This window comes from Nonomuraea sp. JJY05 (assembly GCF_043496855.1).
Classification (GTDB): Bacteria; Actinomycetota; Actinomycetes; order Streptosporangiales; family Streptosporangiaceae; genus Nonomuraea.
The window spans coordinates 120613-139886 of sequence record NZ_JBIEIS010000005.1; the positions used below are offsets into that span (position 1 = coordinate 120613).

The following is a 19274-nucleotide window of genomic DNA, read 5'->3' on the forward strand; positions in this document are numbered from 1 at the left end:
GCGGACAGGATCGGTCCGTGATCTGTGGAACGATGAGCGCGTGACTGTCGAGTCGACGACCGAGCGGGTGCTGCGGCTGCTGGCGCTGCTGCAGCGCCGGCCGTCCTGGACCGCTGCCGAGCTCGCCGCCGAGCTGGGTGTCACCGACCGCTCGGTGCGCCGCGACGTGGAGCGGCTGCGCGCGCTCGGCTACCCCGTGCACGCGTCGGCGGGCGTCGGCGGCGGCTACCAGCTCGGCGCGGGCACCCGGCTGCCGCCGCTGCTGCTCGACGACGAGGAGGCGATCGCGACGGCGGTGTCCCTGCGGCTGGCGGCGGGAGGCACGGTCGCCGGGGCGGGCGAGGCGGCGCTGCGGGCGCTCGCGAAGCTCGACCAGGTGATGCCGCCCCGGCTGCGCGCCGAGGTCCGGGCGGTGTACGGCGCCACCGAGACCCTGGTCGGCCCCGGGGTCGAGATCGACGCGGAGCTGCTGACGACGCTCGCGCGGGCCTGCCGCGACGCCGTGCGGGTGCGGTTCCGGTATCCCGGCCACGACGGCGGGCAGCGCGAGCGCACGGTCGAGCCGGTGCGGATGGTCTCCACCGGCCGCCGCTGGTACCTGATGGCCTGGGACGTCGACCGCGACGGCTGGCGCACCTTCCGGCTGGACCGGATGCGCGAGGTGGAGGCGACGACCTGGCGCTTCCGGGCGAGGGAGCATCCCGACCCGGTCGCCTACGTGCAGCGGTCCGTGGCCGAGGCGCCGTACCGGTATCTCGCCCGGGTGCGCCTGCACGCCCCGCCCGACCGGGTGCGGGAGCTGGTGCCGCCCCAGGTGGGACGGGTCGAGGACGATCGCGACGGGTGGTGCGTGCTCGTCGCCGGCGGGCAGGACCTCGACTGGCTGGCCGTGCACGTGGCCCGGCTGGGCTTCGAGGCGGAGGTGCTGGAGCCCGCCGAGCTGCGGGAGGCCGTCGCCCGGCTCGCCCGCCGCCTCGCGGCGATGGCCGGGCCCAGCCAGGGGACCAGCTGACGGGCCCAGCTGACGGGCCGAGCTGACGGGCCGAGCTGACGGGCCGAGCTGACGGGCCGAGCTGACGGGCCCGGCTAGCGGTACACCGCCACGGCGGCCTCCGCGACCAGGGTGTCCACGACCGCGACCAGCTCGCCCACCACGGGCGGGGCGGCCGAGGCGATCTCGCGGAGGCGGCCGACCAGCCGGTTCGCCGGCTGGTCGAGGTAGAGCTCCGCCTCCAGCCGCAGCACCGCCACCAGCCCGCAGAGCGCGGCGCACCGCGCGTCCGGCGGTTTCCAGCCCTCCACCGCCGAGCGCACCCCCGAAGAGGCCCGGACGACCGAGGCGATGTCGGCGAGCTGGTAACGCGTGTACGGCAGCATGCCCAGGCGGCGCCTGCTCACCCTGACGAGCACGCCCGAGGCGAGCAGGGCCTCCCGGGTGCGGTCGTAGAGGCCGTCCGCCTCCTTCTTGATCAGGAACCTGACGTCGCCGTCCGCCATGGGGACGGGGGCGTCGCCGGAGACGGTCACGTGGCCGCCCGCGACGGTGACGCGACCGCTGATGGCCTGTTCGAGCAGCACCGCGCCGGCCAGCCCCAGAGCCATCGACGACTGGTGGATCAGGGGCTTGCCGGACTGGTCGTGCGCGATGAGGTACAGGTCCTCGTGGAGCGGCAGCCGGTTCATGGTGTCCCCTCGCTCGTCAGAGACGTCCGGTCAGGCCGTGGACGGTGGGCCGGCGGCCGAGCGCGTACAGGCCGGCCAGCACCAGGACGCCGACGCCGAGCCAGATCAGGCCCACCAGCTGCGCCATCACCTGGGCGTTGATCACGACGAAGACGAGGATCCCCATCCCGATCAGCGGTGCGACGAGGTGCCTCCACATGGCGTCTGAGCCGAGGCGCAGCGAGTAGTGCACGATCACCGACGCGTGCAGGACGATGAACGCGACCATGGCGCCCATGCTGATCAGGCTGCTGAGCAGGTCGACGCCGTCGGCGCGGGTGGACATCCAGATCCCGACGCCGACGGACAGCAGCGAGACGAGCATGATGGCGTTGGCCGGCACCGACTGCCTGACCGACACCTTCGCCAGGAACGACGGGAGCTGCCGGTCGCGGGCCATCGCGTAGAGCAGGCGGGAGGCCGCGACCTGGGCCACCATGGTGTTGGCCACGCCCCAGGAGAGCGCGGTGGCGGTCGAGGTGAGGTGCCTGAGCCATTCGCCGCCGGCCACCGCGGCCGCGTCGTAGAACGCGGTGTCGCCCCCGTGCCGCAGGAGGCCCGCCGGGTCGGGCACCAGCAGGGCGGCCACCCACACCTGCACGATGAACAGCACGCCCGCCAGCACCAGGGCCAGCCGCATGGCCTTGCCCACCTGCTCGGACCCGCCGGTGGACTCCTCGACCAGCATGCTGATCCCGTCGAAGCCGATGAACGACAGCACGGCCACCGACACCGCCGCGAACACCACCGGCCAGGAGAACGTCTCCAGGTTGAACAGCGGGGAGAGGCTGAACCCGCGGCCCTTGCCCTGGAGCAGGGCCCAGACGCCAACCACGAGGAACAGCGCCAGCACGACCAGCTCGAACACGATCATGATGCGGGTGAGCTTGACCGTCATCCGGATGCCCCGGAGGTTGATCGTGGTGTTGAGCGCCACGAAGGCGATCAGCCAGGCCCACACGGGGATCTCCGGCACGATGGCGTGCATGGCGATGGACGCGACGAGGTAGAGCAGGCACGGCACGAGGATGTAGTCCAGCAGGACCATCCACCCGGTCAGGAAGCCGGCCGGCGGCGCGATGCCGCGGCCCGCGTAGTTGTAGACCGAGCCGGACAGCGGGAACGCCTTGACCATCTGCGCGTACGAGGCGGCGGTGAAGAGCAGGGCGATCATTCCGACGAGGTACGCAAGGGCCGGCATGCCGCCCGAGCGGGCGTAGACGGAGCCGAAGATCGCGAACGGGGAAATCGGCACCATGAACACCAGGCCGTAGGACACGAGGTCGGTCAGCCCGACCCCGCGGCGTAACTCCTGCCGGTATCCGAACTGCTCGACGTTCGCGTGCTGTGTGGGCACGACGGCCTCTCCAAGGTCATGCGGGAACGGGGGGTTCGATTGGGCGATCCTTCCGTAGCCCGAGGCCGCGTCGCAAGACCGATGGCAGGCTTATGTCACACGTGAGCAGGGCTCTGAAATGGGGGTTCAGCCGAGGCGGGACTGGAGGCCGTCGAGGACCCGCTGGAGGCCGTACTCGAAGCCGTCCTCGTTGGTCTGGGAGGAGACCTGGTCGCGCTGCGCGGCGTAACGGGCGCGCAGGCGCGGGTAGTCCTGCACGGCCCGCTCGGCCGCCGGCCACAGGTGCTCCACCCACTCCTGCTCGGTCTGGCCGCTGCGGGCGATCATGGACAGGATCGCGGCCTCGCTGGTGGTGACGCCGAGCACGTACGCGACCAGCGTGCTCATCGCCTGGTCGGCCTCGTCGAGCGGGAAACCGGCGGACTCGAGGACGCCGAGCATGTGCTCCGTCTGGCGCAGCATGTTGGGCCCCAGGTAGGCCAGCCCGACCTCGCCGAGCTTGGCGGCCATCCAGGGGTGGCGCAGGATCGTGGCGCGCAGGCTGTGGGCGATGCGCGCGATGACCGCCCGCCACTGGATGGCGTCGCTCTCCTCGGGCAGCGGCAGCTCGCCGTAGACCGCGTCCACGGCCAGCTCGATCAGCTCGTCCTTGTTGGCCACGTGGCGGTAGAGGGAGGTCGCCCCGGCGTTGAGCCGGCTGCCGAGGCGGCGCATGCTCAGGGCGTCGATGCCCTCCTCGTCGAGCAGCCGGACGGCCTCGGCCACGATCTGGTCGCGGCTCAGCGCCGGCTGCTCGCGCTCGCGGCGCGGCCGCGCCCACACCGAAGGGATGGACTGCTCGTCTTTCGCCATGCCCCCACCATAGCGCACATCGTACGCATATGCGAACGCTGTTAGCGTCGACGCTTCCGCTTGCGGTTGTGCTGCTGGGGCCGGTGGCCCGTGTTGCTGGGGGCCGGGCCGTAGCCGATGGCGCCCATCATGCCCTGCTCCTGGTGATACAGGTTGTGGCAGTGGAACATCCACTCGCCGGGGTTGTCGGCGAGCACGTCCAGGTGCAGCCGCTGGCGCGGCTTGATGTTCACGGTGTCCTTGCGCGGCCCGCGCCCGTCGGGCAGGCGCAGCTGGAACGTGTGGCCGTGCAGGTGCATCGGGTGCCACATGGGCGACTGGTTGTCCACGATCAGCCGGACCGTCTCCCCCCGGTCCACGCGCAGCCGCAGGTGGTCACTGGTGACCTTGTCGTTCATCGTCCACTCGTTGCCGGACGGCCGCATGCCGAGCGTCACCGTGATGGACCTGGACGGGCGGGGGAGATCGTGGGACGACGGGGCCTCCAGGTCCCGGTAGGCCAGCATCCGCTCGGTCAGCTCCGGCACCTGGACGTCGCTCGCCGGCGCCTCCGCCCGGCGATCCGTCCGCACCACCGCGAACGCCCGCCCCCGCTTGCCCTCCGCCACCGCGACCAGCGGGAACGCGCCCGAGTCGAGCCGGGTCAGGAAGTCGTAGCGCTCGCCCATGCCGATGAGGAACGTGTCCACGTTCACGGGACGGCACGGGAACCCGTCGGTGTGGGTGACGGTCATGCGATGCCCGCCGAGCGCCACGCGGAAGGCGGTGTCGGAGGCCGCGTTGATCACCCGGAACCTGACCACGCGGCCCGGCGCGGTGCGGAAGCTCATGGGGGCGTCCGGCGACCGGCCGTTGACCAGGTACAGCGGGTGCCGCATCTCGGCGGCCACGCCGCCGAGCGCCTCGCTGCGCAGGGTGTCGTCGTGGTCGGTGGACGCGTTCAGCCGTGCCAGGGCGTCGTCCGGAGTGCCCTCGATGCCGTCCAGCCAGTCGTCGAGCACGACGGTGAACTCCTCGTCGTACTCGAGCGGCTCCCGCGGGTCGCCGACGATCAGCGTGCCGTACAGCCCGCGGTCGGGCTGGGTGCCGACGTGCGAGTGGTAGAAGTACGTGCCGGGATCGGGCACGACGAAGTCGTAGTCGAACGTCTTGCCCTGCTGGGTCGCCTCCTGGCTGAACCCGGGCGCGCCGTCCATGGGGAAGTCGAGCCGGATGCCGTGCCAGTGCACGGTGGTCGCCGCGGGCAACTCGTTGACCAGCCGCGCGCGGACCCGCTCACCGGCCATCACCCTGATCTGCGGGCCGGGGACGTCGCCGTTGTACGTCCAGGTGCGCACCTCGCGCCGCCCCAGGGAGACCGTCGCGGGCCGGGCCCGCAGCACCATCCCCCCGGGCCGTGGCGCCGCCGTCGCGGGCGGGGCGCCCAGCAAGGGGACGGCGCCGGCCAGCGCACTGGCGAATGTGCCGGTGACGAACGTCCGGCGGGAAATCCGCCCACCCGTACCCCACGAACTCGACCAACCACCCACGACACCTCTCCCTCCGCTCACCAGGCGAGATTACGGAGGGTAACGGTCTAAATCCCCTCGCCACGCCGATGGAGATCCCTGGTGCGTACCGGGCGGGGCCGATCACGGCGCGGGTTTGGCGTCGCTCGCGACGCCCACAGCGAGGTTGGTGCCGAAGTACTGCACCCGCCACGCGCCGCCGCTCTTCGACCCGGTGCGGAGCTCGAAGCGGCCCTTGCTCAGGACCGGGCTGTCCCGGGTCAGGGTGCTCTTGTCGACCGAGTTGAACGCCCCCGACGGCGCGCCCGGCTTGCGGTAGAAGACCCAGATGCGCTGGTTCCCCAGGCCCTCCCAGGACGCGCCCGGCCTGCCGCGCAGCCGTCCCGAGTGCACGGTGCCGCCGCTCGCCCGCCGTACCGCGTAGTCGAGCTGGGTGGCGTACCGCTGCTCGGCCGTCGCCTCCACGAACACCGCCGCGCTCACCGCCCCGATCACCTCGGGGTCGCTGCGGACCTCGGCCCGCCACTCGCCGCTCTCCATGACGGGCGCCTGCGCGGCGAACCGGCCCAGGTCGTCGGTGACCGCCTCGGCGAGCTCGCGCCAGCCGCACGTCTCCTGTTCCTGGAACGCGATCACGACCGGCAGGCCGGCCGCCGGGCCGGAGGAGCCGTTCTTGACCAGCTCCAGCCGGCCGATGAGCCGGATCAGGTCGCCTCTGGGGACCTGGCGGGGCTCGGCGTCGAAGGACTCGAACCGCGCCTCGGCCTTGGCCCCGCGCCGGTCGACGTCGAACGCGTGCACGGCCGCCGCCCGGCCCGACCGCGCCTCGACCTGCCACGTCCCCTCCCGGTCGGCGGGCCGGAGGGTGTGCGTGGCCAGCCAGTCGCACGGCGGCGGCTGGGCGGCGAACTCGAGCGGTACGCGCGTCCCCTCCGGGCTCAGCAGCCGGCCGCGTAACCGGGTGGCGTTCGCGGTGGACACCTCGATCCGGAGCGCGACCTCGCCGGTGTCCAGGACGACCGGCTGCGGCGTCACCTGGATGGCGACGATGTCGGGCGAAGGCTGCATGTCTCCTCCTGTCAGCAGATCTCGCGGTAGGGCGTGCCGGGGATGAGCCGTTCCCACTCGCTCCGGGAGAGCGAGCGCCCGGCCCTGGCGCACAGGGCGGCGGCCACGCCGGCGGAGGTGGCGGGCTGGTCGCCGAGCGTGCCGTCGGTCCGCAGCCAGCGCAGCCGCCCGGCGTCGAAGGCCAGCGCGACCACCTCGCCCGCCGGGTACACGGCGGGCGGGCCGAGTGGAGCGCGTTCGGCGACGTCCCAGAGCTGGACGCGGTTCGAGCCGCCGACGGCCAGAGTCCGCCCGTCGGGCGAGAACGCCAGCACGTCCACCGCCCCGAACCCCTTGAGCGGCAGGTGGGCCAGCTGCCTGCGGTCGGCGGCGTTCCAGAGCGTCACCCCGGCGGCCAGCGCGCCGGTGGCGATGACCCTGCTGTCCGGGCTGTACGCGATGGCCCGCACGCCGTCCGCGCTCTCCCCGAACGGCCTGGTGACGGCCGCGGCCCTGGCCGGCGACGCGAGCGCGCCGTCCGCGCCGTTCACCGCCAGCTCCCGCCCGTCGGGGCGGAAGACCATGCCGGAGCCGCCGGGGACGCTCAGCGTCCGCGTCCTGACCCCGCGGCGGACGTCCCAGAGCTGGACGTCGCGCCAGTTGCTCGCGGGCGGGGTGACGGTCTCCTGGAAGGGCGCCACCGCCAGCGTCGTGCCGTCCGGGGCGAACGCGAGCCCGCCCACCTCGCTCGCGCCTTTGACGGGGAACGTCCGCTCCTTCGCGCCCGTCGTCAGGTTCCAGAGCGTCACCCGGGCGGGATCGGCCGTCCCGACGGCCAGCAGCGTGCCGCCGGGGCTCAGCGCCATCGCGGTCGGGGTGACCGGCAGGGCCGCCAGCCGTTCCAGCCCGCCCAGGTGCCAGACCTCCACCCCGGGCCGCCGCACGATCACCGTACGCCGCGCGGAATCGATCAGCCCGTCCTCGACCCCGGGCGCCAGCGTGCGCGGGCGGGTGAGGTCGGAGACGTCCAGGGTCACGACCGTGCCGTCGAGCAGCCCGAAGGCGAGCGTGCCCGGAGGCAGCCGGAGCCCGGACACGAGCTCGCCGACAGGGTGGGACAGCAGCCGGGTGCCGTCCCGCGACCAGAGGGCGAGGTCCGACCCGTCGTAGGCGGCCAGGAAACGGCCGTCCTGGCTGAAGCGCAGCGCGCGGGCCCCGAACCCCTTCAGCACCGGCTCCCGCCAGCGTCGCGCGACGAGGTCCCAGAAGCGGACGTCGCCGCCCGTCCGTACCGCCAGTTCGCGCCGCGCCGGGTCGAACGCGAGCGCCGCGCCGGGGAGCCGGGCCAGCACGCCCTGCCAGTCGCGCAGTTCGGTCCGGCCGCCGGGCAGGGTGGCCGCCATCAGGCCGTCGTCGGCGGAGAAGGCGACCTCGGTGGCGTCGCCGACGGCCAGCGGGCGCTGGCTGGTGAGGTCCCACACCCGCACGCGGCCCTCGGGTGTGGTGGCCGCCAGCAGCAGCCGTCTGGGGCTGAAGGCCAGCCGCTGCGCGCCCTCCCCGAACTCGGCGACCCGCACCCCGCGCTCGGCGTCCCAGACGGAGATCGACCGCTCGCCCGACACGGCCAGCCTGCGGCTGTCGGCGCTGAGCGCGATCGCGCTCACAGCACCGTTCGTGGGGGCGCTCACCCCGCCGAAGGCGCGAGCGGGCCGCCCGGTGGTCACGTCCCACAGCGTGAACCTGCCGTCGTCCAGCACGGCCAGCCGCGTGCCGTCGTCGCTGAGGTCGAATCGGGCCGAGCCCGAGACCGGACCGGGGTGGAAGGCCGAGCGCTCGCGCTGGGCGAGCGAGGCGTACATGGCCGAGCGCGCCTCGGCCACGGGCGCGAGCCGCCAGGCGGCCACGCTCAGCAGCAGCGCCGTCAGCGGGTCGCCGGCCCGGGTCCGGTTCGCGAGCGCGGCCACCCGGCGGGCCGCCGACGTGTCCCGCTGGCGGGTGCCCAGCACGTTCTGCACCACCACGACCCCCACCGCGGCCAGCAGCACCGCGACCAGCGCCGCGATCGTGCCTCGGACGCGCCGGCGCCGCCTGGCCAGGTCCCGGGCGTGCTCGCGGGAGGCGTCCAGGAACGCCTGCTCGCGCTGGTTCGGCCGGAGCGGCCCGCGCCCGTTCGCGGCCCATTCGACGGTCTCGTCCAGGACCGTGCCCCGGTAGAGGTCGTCGGGGCGGCGGCCGTTCGCGTGCCACACCGTGGCCGCCCTGTTCAGGGCGTGGTGGACGGTCAGCGCCGGGCGATCGGCCTCGACCCAGTCCCGCAGGCGCGGCCACGCCCGCAGCAGCGCCGCCCCCGCCAGCGTGATCGACTCGCCCTTGTGGACGAGCAGGCCCGCGCCCGTGTACGCCTGGAGCACCCGCTCCACGCCGGCCGGGTCCCGCGCGCCGTCGACGAGATCCCGCGTGGCCGCCTCCCTGAGCGCGGCCTCGGCGCTCTCGTCGGAGCGGACCATGCGCAGCAGAGCCGAAGGCGCGAGCGCCCGGTCCTCGGGGCTGAGCCGCCCGTAGACGGCCTCGGCGACCTCGGCCGGTGACGGCGTGGGCGGTTCGGCGGGCGGCCCGACCTCGCCGGCGGCCCGGCTGCCGCTGCTGAGCAGCCCGGAGAGCCCGCCCTGCGACAGGCCCGGCCCGTTGGCGGCGCCGTTCATGGCGATGAGGTCGAGCAGGAGGGACCGCGCCGGCGGCCGGGCCTCCGCCTCCAGCGACATCGCCTCGGTCACCAGGCGCCGCAGCGGCTCGGCCAGCACGGTGAAGTCGGGCCGCGTGGCGGCCACCTGGTAACGCAGGAGGGCGAGGTCGCCGGAGAACGGCGGCCGCCCGGTGGCCGCGTACAGCATCATCGCGCCCCACGCCCACACGTCCACGGCGGATCCGCCGCGCTGCCCGGCCAGCCGCTCGGGCGCCATGTACGGCGGCGTGCCCGCCGCGAACCCGCCCTCGGTCGTCTGCGACATCTCGCCCGTCCTGGCGAGCCCGAAGTCGATCACCCGTGGCCCGTCGGGCCCGAGCAGCACGTTGGCCGGCTTCAGATCCCGGTGCACCACGTCGGCGTCGTGGATGGCGGCCAGCGCCGTGGCCACCCCGACGGCCAGCCGGTGCAGCCGGTCGGCGTCGAACGGCCCGTGCCGCTCGACGGCCGTGCGCAGGCTGGGCCCCTCGATGTGCTCGCTCACGATGTACGGCGTGGGCCCGTCGAGGTCGGCGTCGATGATGCGGGCCGTGCAGAACGCGGCCACCTTCCGCGCGGCCGTCACTTCCTTGACGAAGTCGGCCCTGGCCCCGGGGTGCTCCAGGGACTCCGGGCGGATGACCTTGATCGCCACGCGGCGGCCGGCGTCGTCGTAGGCGTCGTAGACGACCCCCTGCCCGCCCGCACCCAGCCGGCCCGCCAGCCAGTATTCGCCCAGTTGTGCCGGGTCGCCCGGCAAAAGAGGCGTCACGGATACCCAAGCTAGCGATTGCCCACCATCAGGCGCCACCGGGAATGTCCTAGGGAAAACCCGAGCCGATGGGGTTGATCTGGCGAACACCGCAGGCATACGGTGCTAAACGATTAACATGCCATCGCACAGCCGAGTGAGAGCCATCGGCATGCCGACCTCATCACCCATCTCAGAGGCCAGAAATTTCCCTTATTTCCATAGGGAATGCTAGGTTATACGACTAACATGAGACCTACAGCGCGACAAGTGGCCGAGCTGGCGAACGTGTCCGTGGCGACCGTCTCCTACGTGCTCAGCGGCCGGGACCGCCCCGTGGCCGCCGAGACGAGGCAGCGGGTGATCGAGGCCGCCAGGCAGCTCGGCTACACCCCCAACCAGGCCGCCAGGAGCCTGCGCAAGCGCCGCACCCAGCGGATCTGCCTGGTGCTGAGCTCGCTCGGCGGCGTGCCGAGCGACGAGCGCCTGGCCACCGACCTGCACGAGATGGCCGACGCCCGCGGCTACTCCGTGGTGACGCTCGCCGTCTACTCCGAGGCCCGCGCGAAGGCCGCCGTAGACGTGCTGCGCAGCGGCATCGCCGACGGCGCGCTGATCAACGTCGTCGGCGACCACCTCACCCGCGACCTGGTCACCGGGCTCGCCGGCACCGGGCTGCCGATGGTGGTCCTGAGCAACGAGGGCGGGCTGGAGGGCTGCGACGTCGTACGCACTCCGGAGGCCGAGGCGTGCGCGGAGGCGGTCGAGCACCTGCTGGCCCAGGGCAGGCGGCGCATCGCGTTCCTGGCGCACCGCCACGAGCTCCACCGGGAGCGGCCCGCAGGCCGGCTGCTCGGCTACACGACCGCCCTCGACCGGCACGGCGTGAGCGAGCGGATCATCACCACCGGCGCGGACGACCGCGTGGCCGCCTACCAGACCGCCGCCGAGCTGCTGCGCTCGCCCGACCGCCCCGACGCGATCTTCGCGGCCTCCGACCGGGCCGCCATCAGCGCGATCTGGGCCGCCAGGGACGCCGGGCTCAGCGTGCCCGGCGACGTGGCGATCGTCGGCGCCGGCAACATCGACGAGGGTCTCATCAGCAATCCGCAGCTCAGCACCGTCGGCCCGCTCCGCCACGACTACACCGACGTCGCACGCCTGCTCTTCGACCGCCTCCAGGCGGAGGAGCAGCCACCCGCCCGCGAGATCGTCCGCTCCTGGACCTTCCTGCGGCGGGGCTCTTCGTAGAAGGGAAATCCTGAGATGTCCTCCCCTCTGTCCCGCCGTGACCTGCTCCGCCTGGCCGCCGCCACCGCTGCTGTGCCCGTCCTGTTCGTCCTCACCCAGCGATACTTCGTGCGCGGCATCGCGCTCACCGGCCTCAAATAGGAGTCATTTCTTGCGTCCGAACGTGATCGTGTTCTTCACCGACCAGCAGCGGTGGGACACCGTCGGCCCCTTCACCCCCAATCTCGACAGGATGGCCAGGCACGGCACGCAGGCCACGGTCGCGCTCACGCCGCAGCCGGTGTGCGCGCCCGCCCGGGCCGCGCTGCAGACGGGCCGCTACCCGACCACGACCGGCGTCTACCGCAACGGCCGCGTGCTGCCGCCCGAGGAGCGCACGCTGGCCCACCACTTCGGCGCGGCCGGCTACGCCACCGGCTACATCGGCAAGTGGCATCTCGGCGGCAGCGAGCCGGTCCCGGCCGACCGGCGCGGCGGCTACCGGTCGTGGCTGGCCGCGAACGCGCTGGAGCACACCTCGGACGCCTACCGCACGATCGTGTACGACGAGGCCAACGACCCCGTGCTGCTGCCCGGCTACCGCTCCGACGCCCTCGTGGACGCCGCCATCAGGTACGTCGCCGACCACCACGAGGAGCCGTTCTTCCTGTTCCTGTCGTTCCTGGAGCCGCACCACCAGAACGAGGTGGACAACTACCCGGCCCCCGACGGCTACGAGGAGCGCTACCAGGGCCGCTGGATGCCGCCGGACCTGGCCGCCCTCGGCGGCACCGCCCACCAGCACATGGGCGGCTACCTGGGGCAGGTCAAGCGGCTGGACGAGGGGCTCCGGCGGCTGCTGGACGCGCTGCGCAGCATGGACCTGCTGGACGACACGATCGTGGCGTACACCTCCGACCACGGCAACCACTTCAAGACCCGCAACGGCGAGTACAAGCGCTCGTGCCACGACGCCTCGCTCCGCGTGCCCCTGGCGCTGCGCGGCCCCGGCTTCGACGGCGGCGGCGCCGTCTCGCGCCCCGTCAGCACCATCGACCTGCCTCCCACGCTCCTGGAGGCCGCCGGGCTGCCCGTGCCCGAAGCAATGCAGGGCCGCTCGTTCCTCCCGCTGGTCCGCGACTCCCGGACGGCCTGGCCCGAGGAGGTGTTCTTCCAGGTGAGCGAGTCGGAGGTGGGACGCGGGATCCGTACCGCACGCTGGAAGTACTACGCCGTCGCCGAGCACGCCCACCCGTGGGACGACGCCGGCTCCGCCCGCTACCGGGAGCAGGCGCTGTACGACCTGGAGAACGACCCGCACGAGCTGGTCAACCTGGCCGGATTCCCGTCGCACGCCGGGGTGGCGGCGCAGCTGCGGGAACGGCTCGTCCGTCGGATCGCGGAGGCCGAAGGGGCCGGGCCGGTCATCGAGCCGGCCGCCGAGCGCCCCGCGCCGCCACAGGCGATGACCGACCCGGAGGTACGGCTGAGCGGCTCCAAACCGGTCCGCTTCGGCCACCAGCCCAGGTGACACGGCGGTGCTCGCACCGGTGGGCTGACCTGGCGCCCCGGAGTGTGGCAGGGGAGCTGGCTGAGGCGAAGATGGGAGATGCGTAAACGGCCCAGCTGACAGCGAAACGGGGAACCCGTATGTCCATAGACCTCCAGTCCACCGGCACGTTCGCCATCGGTGACAAGACCGTCCACCGGCTCGGCTTCGGGGCCATGAGCCTCACCGGGCCCGGGGTCTGGGGGCCGCCGCGCGATCACGACGAGGCCGTACGGGTGCTGCGGCGGGCCGTGGAGCTGGGCGTCGACCTCATCGACACCGCCGACTCCTACGGGCCCTACATCAGTGAGGAGATCATCCGGGAGGCGCTGCACCCGTACCCGGAGCGGCTCCTGATCGCGACCAAGGCCGGGTTCGTGCGGCCGGGGCCGGGACAGTGGGTGGTCGTGGGACGGCCCGCGTACCTGCGGCAGGAGGTCGAGATGAGCCTGCGGCGGCTCGGGGTGGAGCGGATCGACCTGCTCCAGCTGCACCGCATCGACCCGGAGGTGCCGCTGGAGGACCAGCTCGGCGAGCTGAAGGCGCTGCGGGACGAAGGCAAGATCGGCAGCATCGGCCTGTCGGAGGTGAGCGTCGAGGAGCTCGAACGGGCGCGGCGCATCGTCGAGATCGTCACCGTGCAGAACCGCTACAGCCTCACCAACGGGTTCTCGGAGGACGTGCTGGAGCACTCTGAGGAGCAGGGGATCGGGTTCATCCCCTACAGCCCCATCGCCAAGGGTGCGCTGGCGGCGGCCGGGAGTCCCGTGGATGACGTGGCCAAGGCGGTCGGGGCGACGCCCGCGCAGGTGAGCCTGGCCTGGTTGCTGGCGCGTTCGCCGGTGATGATGCCGATTCCGGGCACGTCCTCGGTGGCTCACCTGGAGGAGAACCTCGCCGCCTCCACCGTGGAACTGTCGGCCGAGCAGGTGAGCGAGCTGACCGCCGCCGCCCGCTGACGGCACTCTGGCGGGCCCCCGATGAGGGGCCCGCCGGAACGCCGGGTCAGTTCAGGCCGGATTTCATGGCTGTGAGGAGTTCGGCGTTCGTGGTGTCGCCGCTGAGCTCCCAGAAGAACGCGCCGCCGAGGCCCTGGCTCTTCGAGTAGCTCATCTTGCCGCCGATCGTGCTCGGCGTGTCATAGCTCCACCACTGGCCGCCGCAGTACGCGTACGCCGTGCCCGCGACCGTGCCGGTGGCCGGGCAGCGGGTCTTGAGCACCTTGTAGTCCTCGATGCCCTGCTCGTACGTGCCCGGCGCGGGTCCCGAGGCCGTGCCGCCGGGCGCCGCCTGCGTGACCCCGGCCCAGCCGCGGCCGTAGAAGCCGATGCCGAGCAGCAGCTTGCTCGCCGGCACGCCCTTGCCCTTGAGCTTCTGGATCGCGGCGTCGGAGTAGAAGCCCGGCGTCGGGATGCCGGAGTAGGAGGTGAGCGGGGAGTGCGGGGCGGTCGGGCCCTGCGGGGCGAAGGCGCCGAAGTAGTCGTACGTCATGACGTTGTACCAGTCGACGTACTGCGCGGCGCCCGCGTAGTCGGCCGCGTCGATCTTGCCGCCGTTCGTGCCGTCGGCGGTGATGGCCGCGGTGACCAGGTTGCCGGAGCCGAAGCGGGCACGCAGCGCCGACATGACGTTCCTGAACGCCGCCGGGCCGCTGGAGTCGCAGGTGAGGCCGCAGGCGTTCGGGTACTCCCAGTCGATGTCGATGCCGTCGAACACGTCCGCCCAGCGCGGGTCCTCGACCAGGTTGTAGCAGGAGTTGGCGAAGGCCGTGGGGTTCTGCGCGGCCTGGGTGAAGCCGCCGGACCAGGTCCAGCCGCCGAAGGAGAACAGCACCTTCAGGTTCGGGTACTTCTTCTTGAGCTTGCGCAGCTGGTTGAAGCTGCCGCGCAGCGCGCCCGCGTCCCAGGTGTCGGCCACGCCGTCCACGCTCTCGCCCGCCTGGTAGAAGCGGTCATAGTCGGCGTAGCTGTCGCCGATCGCGCACTGGCCGTTCTGCACGTTGCCGAACGCGTAGTTGATGTGGGTCAGCTTGGCCGCCGAGCCGCTCGTGTCGATGTTCTTGACGTGGTATCCGCGCTGGTAGACGCCCCACTGCACGAAGTAGCCGAGCACCTTGTTCCCGCCTCCGCCGCCGCCCGTGGTCGTGGCGGTGACGGTGTTGCTGTTGGCGGAGCGGTTGCCGGCGGCGTCGCGGGCGCGGACGGTGTAGCTGTAGGCGGTGTTGGCGGCCAGTCCGGTGTCGGTGTGGGTGGTGCCGGTGACGGTGGTGATGAGGGTGCCGCCTCGGTAGATCTCGTAGCCGGTGACGGCGACGTTGTCGGTGGAGGCGTTCCAGGCGAGGGAGACGGTGCTGCCGCTCACGCCGGTCGAGCGCAGGTTGCCCGGCACGGTCGGCGGGCTGGTGTCCGTGCCGCCGCCCGTCGTGGTGGCGGTGACGGTGTTGCTGTTGGCGGAGCGGTTGCCGGCGGCGTCGCGGGCGCGGACGGTGTAGCTGTAGGCGGTGCCGGCGGCCAGTCCGGTGTCGGTGTGGGTGGTGCCGGTGACGGTGGTGACGAGGGTGCCGCCTCGGTAGATCTCGTAGCCGGTGACGGCGACGTTGTCGGTGGAGGCGTCCCAGGCGAGGGAGACGCTGCTGCCGGTGACGCCCGTCGAGCGCAGGTTGCCGGGCACCGACGGGGCGGTGGTGTCGGTGCCACCGCCGGTCGAGGGCTTCCACAGGGCGGGCACGTTCGGGGGCTCCCAGCCGGGCTGGGAGGTGTGGCTCTGGACGCACTCGTACTCGACGCCGTTGTACGTGACGTGCGTGCCCGCCGTGTACGCCGTCCACGGGGCCCATTCGGCGAGGGCGGCGTACGCCGAGGCGGTGGCCGGCGGCGGGGCGACCGCCACGGCCGTGAGGGGCAGCAGTAAGGCCACCAGGATCTTGCTCAGGACACTGTGTCTCATGACGCTCCGACATCCGGTTGGGGGTCTGCGAGGGGTGGGATGCCAGGAAACTATTAGGAAAGTTTCCTTTAAGTTATGCAGACGACGTTAGCCTTTGCCTGCGGAGGCGTCAATGAGTGAAATTTCGGTGTAAAGCCGGTTACGCGGTGGGTGGGGTGCCGCGGGCGTGGAAGGAGGCGATGGTCTTCAGCCCCCACGCCTGGCCCTTGGCCCGCTCGGCCTCCGTCCAGGTGATCGTCCGCCAGTCGGGCGCCAGGATGAGCCTGGTCAGCGGGTTGCACAGCTCGACGCGGTTGCCGCCGGGCTCGTAGACGTACAGGGAGAAGGTCTGCTGGACGGCGTGCCTGTGCGGGCCGGTCTCGATGAACACGCCGTTGTCCAGGCAGAGGTCGGCGGTCAGGAAGTTGACGTGGTCGAACGGATGCCCGTCACATGGGTCCGTACTCGGCGGCCGTCACGTACTTGATGCCGAGGCCGGGCAGCCGCCCGCGCTGCCCCCGGGCCACGCGGGGCGCAGCCCCGGCCCCAGGTAGCCGGTGCGGCCGAGGCTCGCCGCGGCGTGCCGGTGACGACCACGTGCCTCATGCCAGCACGTCCGTCACCTGCGGGTAGAGCCGCATGTAGGCCTCGCCCATGGTGTCGTGCGGCAGGCCCAGGTTGGGGCCCGCGTTGCGGCGCAGCTGCACCCCGCGCCGCTTGGCGAGGTCGGTGTAGTAGTCCCACATGTGCTGCTGGGCCGGCTGGGGGTCTTTGCCGAGGTCACTCGCCGACGCTATGAGCCGATCGATCAGATTGTCAACAGTTTCATCGACAAGCTGGCTCGATCGGGCGCATCAGGCCTCGCCAAGCGTGGACTTCGACAATATTGTCAATGATATGGCTTCTCTCATGCAGGTGGCAGTGCTCGGCCCTCCGCTCCCCAACGTGTTCCCAGCCGCCAGGTAGGTCTTGGCTGGGATTGAGCTACGTCTAAGCTCAGCCGATCACCGGGTAGCTGCTCGACCCGAGGCCGCCGCCGGGCCACGGGCCGATCGCCATGGAGCTGTTCACCACTGACGGTGCGACTCCCGGTCGGGTCTCCAGGTCCGTTCCGGTCCTGCCATCGAGGACGACGGGCCCGTTGGCGGTTCTTCCGTAGACGACCCCATGCCAGGCTCCGGTCACGAGGGGAACCAGGCGCCCGTCGCCCTTCGTGATCGACCACAGCCACGAGCCGGTCTGCGCGTCGAGCGCGGCGACCCAGTCACCGCCTGAGCAGACTGCGATGGCCTGCTCGTCGTACAGGCAATTCAACGGATGCGGGGCTGGTTCACCGGACTTCTCCTCGGTGACGGTCACCGCCTGTCCCGTCGTGATCTCCACGACATCGACGTACTTCTTCCCACCCGGGTCGGTGCGTCCTCGGACCACTGCCTTGGAGGGGCCGGCCGGGAATACCTCGACCGAGTAGGCGTCGCGGGGCGACGCCCATCGCTGCCGGCCGGTCCGCGCGTCGATCCCGCGGACCTGGACCTTCGGCGTCTGCCCGGTTCCGGGCTGTTGGCCCGTGACCATCCCCGCCGCCACGGCTCGGGCCTCGAACCCGCGCATGCTCCACCGCACCTTGCGGCTACTCAGGTCCAGCGCGTACGTGTCGCCGCGCCGAGCCGACAGCGACGGGTCCACGATCCGAACGACCCCCACCCCGTCGGCCACACCTGCGAACGAGACCTCGACGCCGCCCGAACGGCCCGTCCCGATCCACCCCTCGATGGGAATCTCGGTACGCCAGTCGGTCTTCCCGTTCTCTGGGTCGATCGAGACGACCTCGACCAGCGGACGGCCCGGGGTAGTGCCCTGTCCCGGTGCCTCGCCGAGGAACGGCGCGAGCACGGTCGGCCGGCCTTGGACGGACGTGAGCGTCGGCAGCGCGATCACCGTGCCGATTTTCGGCTGCGGGTAGGTCGGCTTGATCACCTCCCGCACCTTGTTGGTGCGGGTGTCGATCAGGCGGATCTCCTCCCCGGAGGACACGGTCGGCTTGCTGCCATGGATCGGGACGACCGCCGTGGTGCCGTCCAGCAGCACCTCATCCGCGTTCGTGGAGACTTCCAGCGGCGCGGCGGCGGCGGCGTTGAAGCGGGTGGGCGGGTCGATGGACTTGAGGTCGACCGGCGGCCTCGACGTGAAGCGGTTGCCGGGGTCCACCGGTTCGATCGGCGTGATCGGCGTGGACGTACACCCGCCAACCGCCGCCAGCACCAGCACGATTCCCGTGATAAATCGCATCGCATCCCCATCATCGGCATTCACGTTCGCCAATGCAGCAAACTACTGGTTCGCGCGGGCCGGACCGTTCGGCGTCCGCCCCGAATCGACGCCGGAGCCCGCCGCACCGGGGGACGACACCGAGCACCCGCCAGGTGAAGGTGCTGCTGCACTCGAGCGAGCTGCTGGTGTCCGCTGACCGGAAGCTCATCGCTCGGCACGAGCGACTGATCACCAAGGACTCCTGTCAAGGGGCGTCCTGCGACGGATGGGACTATGCAGTCCCCAGCTGAGCCACCGAGGCCAGGGGGCGGGTCCCTATCCGAAAAGCGCGATCTTCGGGACGCGGCCCGGATAGTCGCAGACCATGTCCCTTGGTTCAATCTAAGGCGCACCCAGCAGCCCGATGAGCGGGATGGCCCTTCCTGGTTACGACTGATGACGTTCCCCGACGGGCCATGCGATCTGGGCGCGGAACGCGGTAAGTCCACGATCCCGAAGTACGAGTAAGGAAAATATGAAGCCTGTCAAAAAGGCAATGATCAGCACGACGATGCTTGGCACAGTCCTCTGTCTCACGTCCGTGCTGGGGGTCCCAGCTGCTCAGGCTGAAGTATGGCGTTGCGAGCCATACGTCGATACCACCCGCAACGTGGGACAAACCACCTGCTACGAAGGCTACGGCAACTATCGCGTAGTGGTCGAATGCAACTCGGCCCACTGGCCGTACACCAGAAACATCGACGGCCCGGTGGTGTACAAAAGCACAGAACAGCAGTTCGGGCCGACTTCCTCGGTCTATGGGCAGCCAAATGGCTGCCATGTCGTTGACGCGTGGACCGTCGCCCTTTGACCTCAGCCCTCCGTGCGCCCCGGCAGGACGGAGGACGAGGGCGGACGTAATGGCTGATCGAAAGCTCGTCTCGTTCGCGTAGCTGCCAGGAAGCCCGTGACAGGCCGGCGGCTTCGGCTGGAAAAAGCTGGTCCGCAGAGTCGCGAATCGGGCGTTCCGTAAGCGTGATCTGAGCGGCGACAAGGGAGCGCAGCTGCTCCGGACATAGGGCCAGGCGGTCGGCAAGAGTCCTCCAGGCAGGGCAAAGGGCGGGGACCGTACGGTTCCCGCCCTTCGTTTCCGGAGGTCAGGCCACGGCCGCTTCCGGTGTCCGCAGCGTCCCGGCCGGCTCGCGGTCGGCGAAACTCCAGATCAAACCACACGCGCGAGTTTCGAAGCCCTACAGGCTTGTGGCGACAGATCCACCGGCGGGCGAGCGCCTTGAACCCGGTCTGCCCAGGACCGCCGTCTTCTTCCCTGGCTGGCCGGTCAGGGGTCATCGCGTCTCTTG

The 19274-nt window shown here is 71.7% G+C and carries 16 protein-coding genes; 6 read left to right on the plus strand and 10 right to left on the minus strand.

Annotated features, from left to right (window positions below; translation table 11 throughout):
* The first annotated feature begins 40 nt into the window (after window positions 1–40).
* Window positions 41–1012, plus strand: coding sequence for a helix-turn-helix transcriptional regulator (locus ACFKCF_RS08420; RefSeq protein ID WP_394492374.1), 972 nt, complete (start codon window positions 41–43; stop codon window positions 1010–1012).
* Between the two features lie 74 nt (window positions 1013–1086).
* On the opposite strand, the gene ACFKCF_RS08425 is transcribed toward ACFKCF_RS08420, so the two are convergent.
* The 6 genes from ACFKCF_RS08425 to ACFKCF_RS08450 all read right to left on the minus strand — a co-directional run bounded on the left by ACFKCF_RS08425 (window position 1087) and on the right by ACFKCF_RS08450 (window position 9980).
* Window positions 1087–1683, minus strand: coding sequence for a GPP34 family phosphoprotein (locus ACFKCF_RS08425; RefSeq protein ID WP_394492376.1), 597 nt, complete (start codon window positions 1681–1683; stop codon window positions 1087–1089).
* Window positions 1684–1699: 16 nt separating this feature from the next.
* Window positions 1700–3079: an APC family permease gene (locus ACFKCF_RS08430; protein WP_394492378.1), complete on the minus strand. Its 1380-nt coding sequence runs from the start codon at window positions 3077–3079 to the stop codon at window positions 1700–1702.
* 126 nt (window positions 3080–3205) lie between these two features.
* Window positions 3206–3931 carry a TetR/AcrR family transcriptional regulator gene (locus ACFKCF_RS08435; protein ID WP_394492380.1) on the minus strand — a complete coding sequence of 242 codons (726 nt, stop codon included), beginning with the start codon at window positions 3929–3931 and terminating at the stop codon, window positions 3206–3208.
* A 41-nt stretch (window positions 3932–3972) separates the two neighbouring features.
* On the minus strand, window positions 3973–5460 hold the full coding sequence (locus ACFKCF_RS08440) for a multicopper oxidase family protein (RefSeq protein WP_394492382.1): 1488 nt from the start codon (window positions 5458–5460) through the stop codon (window positions 3973–3975).
* 102 nt (window positions 5461–5562) lie between these two features.
* The gene (locus ACFKCF_RS08445; protein ID WP_394492384.1) at window positions 5563–6507 is read right to left on the minus strand and encodes a hypothetical protein; all 945 of its coding nucleotides are present in this window, start codon (window positions 6505–6507) and stop codon (window positions 5563–5565) included.
* Between the two features lie 11 nt (window positions 6508–6518).
* Window positions 6519–9980 (minus strand): WD40 repeat domain-containing serine/threonine protein kinase, encoded by a 3462-nt coding sequence (locus ACFKCF_RS08450; protein WP_394492386.1) that lies wholly within the window; start codon window positions 9978–9980, stop codon window positions 6519–6521.
* A gap of 249 nt (window positions 9981–10229) precedes the next feature.
* Here ACFKCF_RS08450 and ACFKCF_RS08455 point away from each other — a divergent pair, with 249 nt between their 5' ends.
* From ACFKCF_RS08455 to ACFKCF_RS08470, 4 genes are all read left to right on the plus strand, one after another.
* Window positions 10230–11210, plus strand: a complete 981-nt coding sequence (locus ACFKCF_RS08455; RefSeq protein WP_394492388.1) for a LacI family DNA-binding transcriptional regulator — start codon at window positions 10230–10232, stop codon at window positions 11208–11210.
* A gap of 15 nt (window positions 11211–11225) precedes the next feature.
* Window positions 11226–11351, plus strand: coding sequence for a twin-arginine translocation signal domain-containing protein (locus ACFKCF_RS08460; RefSeq protein ID WP_394492390.1), 126 nt, complete (start codon window positions 11226–11228; stop codon window positions 11349–11351).
* Window positions 11352–11361: 10 nt separating this feature from the next.
* Window positions 11362–12720: a sulfatase-like hydrolase/transferase gene (locus ACFKCF_RS08465; protein WP_394492391.1), complete on the plus strand. Its 1359-nt coding sequence runs from the start codon at window positions 11362–11364 to the stop codon at window positions 12718–12720.
* 119 nt (window positions 12721–12839) lie between these two features.
* On the plus strand, window positions 12840–13697 hold the full coding sequence (locus ACFKCF_RS08470) for an aldo/keto reductase (RefSeq protein ID WP_394492392.1): 858 nt from the start codon (window positions 12840–12842) through the stop codon (window positions 13695–13697).
* Window positions 13698–13743: 46 nt separating this feature from the next.
* Here the strand turns inward: ACFKCF_RS08470 and ACFKCF_RS08475 are convergent, their stop codons facing one another.
* From ACFKCF_RS08475 to ACFKCF_RS08490, 4 genes are all read right to left on the minus strand, one after another.
* On the minus strand, window positions 13744–15684 hold the full coding sequence (locus ACFKCF_RS08475; RefSeq protein ID WP_394492393.1) for a glycosyl hydrolase family 18 protein: 1941 nt from the start codon (window positions 15682–15684) through the stop codon (window positions 13744–13746).
* Between the two features lie 139 nt (window positions 15685–15823).
* The gene (locus ACFKCF_RS08480; RefSeq protein WP_394492394.1) at window positions 15824–16054 is read right to left on the minus strand and encodes a hypothetical protein; all 231 of its coding nucleotides are present in this window, start codon (window positions 16052–16054) and stop codon (window positions 15824–15826) included.
* A gap of 211 nt (window positions 16055–16265) precedes the next feature.
* A complete protein-coding gene (locus tag ACFKCF_RS08485; RefSeq protein ID WP_394492395.1) occupies window positions 16266–16409 on the minus strand; it encodes a hypothetical protein in 144 nt (47 codons plus the stop codon).
* 250 nt (window positions 16410–16659) lie between these two features.
* On the minus strand, window positions 16660–17952 hold the full coding sequence (locus tag ACFKCF_RS08490; RefSeq protein WP_394492396.1) for a PQQ-binding-like beta-propeller repeat protein: 1293 nt from the start codon (window positions 17950–17952) through the stop codon (window positions 16660–16662).
* Window positions 17953–18448: 496 nt separating this feature from the next.
* On the opposite strand from ACFKCF_RS08490, the gene ACFKCF_RS08495 reads away from it, so the two are divergent.
* Window positions 18449–18784, plus strand: coding sequence for a hypothetical protein (locus tag ACFKCF_RS08495; RefSeq protein WP_364259410.1), 336 nt, complete (start codon window positions 18449–18451; stop codon window positions 18782–18784).
* Window positions 18785–19274 lie beyond the last annotated feature (490 nt).

Bases quoted from the DNA above. Each gene is read 5' to 3' on its own strand.
- ACFKCF_RS08485 (WP_394492395.1), bottom strand. From the start codon at position 16,409: ATGTGGGACTACTACACCGACCTCGCCAAGCGGCGCGGGGTGCAGCTG.
- ACFKCF_RS08475 (WP_394492393.1), bottom strand. From the start codon at position 15,684: ATGAGACACAGTGTCCTGAGCAAGATCCTGGTGGCCTTACTGCTGCCC.
- ACFKCF_RS08490 (WP_394492396.1), bottom strand. From the start codon at position 17,952: ATGCGATTTATCACGGGAATCGTGCTGGTGCTGGCGGCGGTTGGCGGG.
- ACFKCF_RS08460 (WP_394492390.1), top strand. From the start codon at position 11,226: ATGTCCTCCCCTCTGTCCCGCCGTGACCTGCTCCGCCTGGCCGCCGCC.
- ACFKCF_RS08425 (WP_394492376.1), bottom strand. From the start codon at position 1,683: ATGAACCGGCTGCCGCTCCACGAGGACCTGTACCTCATCGCGCACGAC.
- ACFKCF_RS08435 (WP_394492380.1), bottom strand. From the start codon at position 3,931: ATGGCGAAAGACGAGCAGTCCATCCCTTCGGTGTGGGCGCGGCCGCGC.
- ACFKCF_RS08495 (WP_364259410.1), top strand. From the start codon at position 18,449: ATGAAGCCTGTCAAAAAGGCAATGATCAGCACGACGATGCTTGGCACA.
- ACFKCF_RS08445 (WP_394492384.1), bottom strand. From the start codon at position 6,507: ATGCAGCCTTCGCCCGACATCGTCGCCATCCAGGTGACGCCGCAGCCG.
- ACFKCF_RS08470 (WP_394492392.1), top strand. From the start codon at position 12,840: ATGTCCATAGACCTCCAGTCCACCGGCACGTTCGCCATCGGTGACAAG.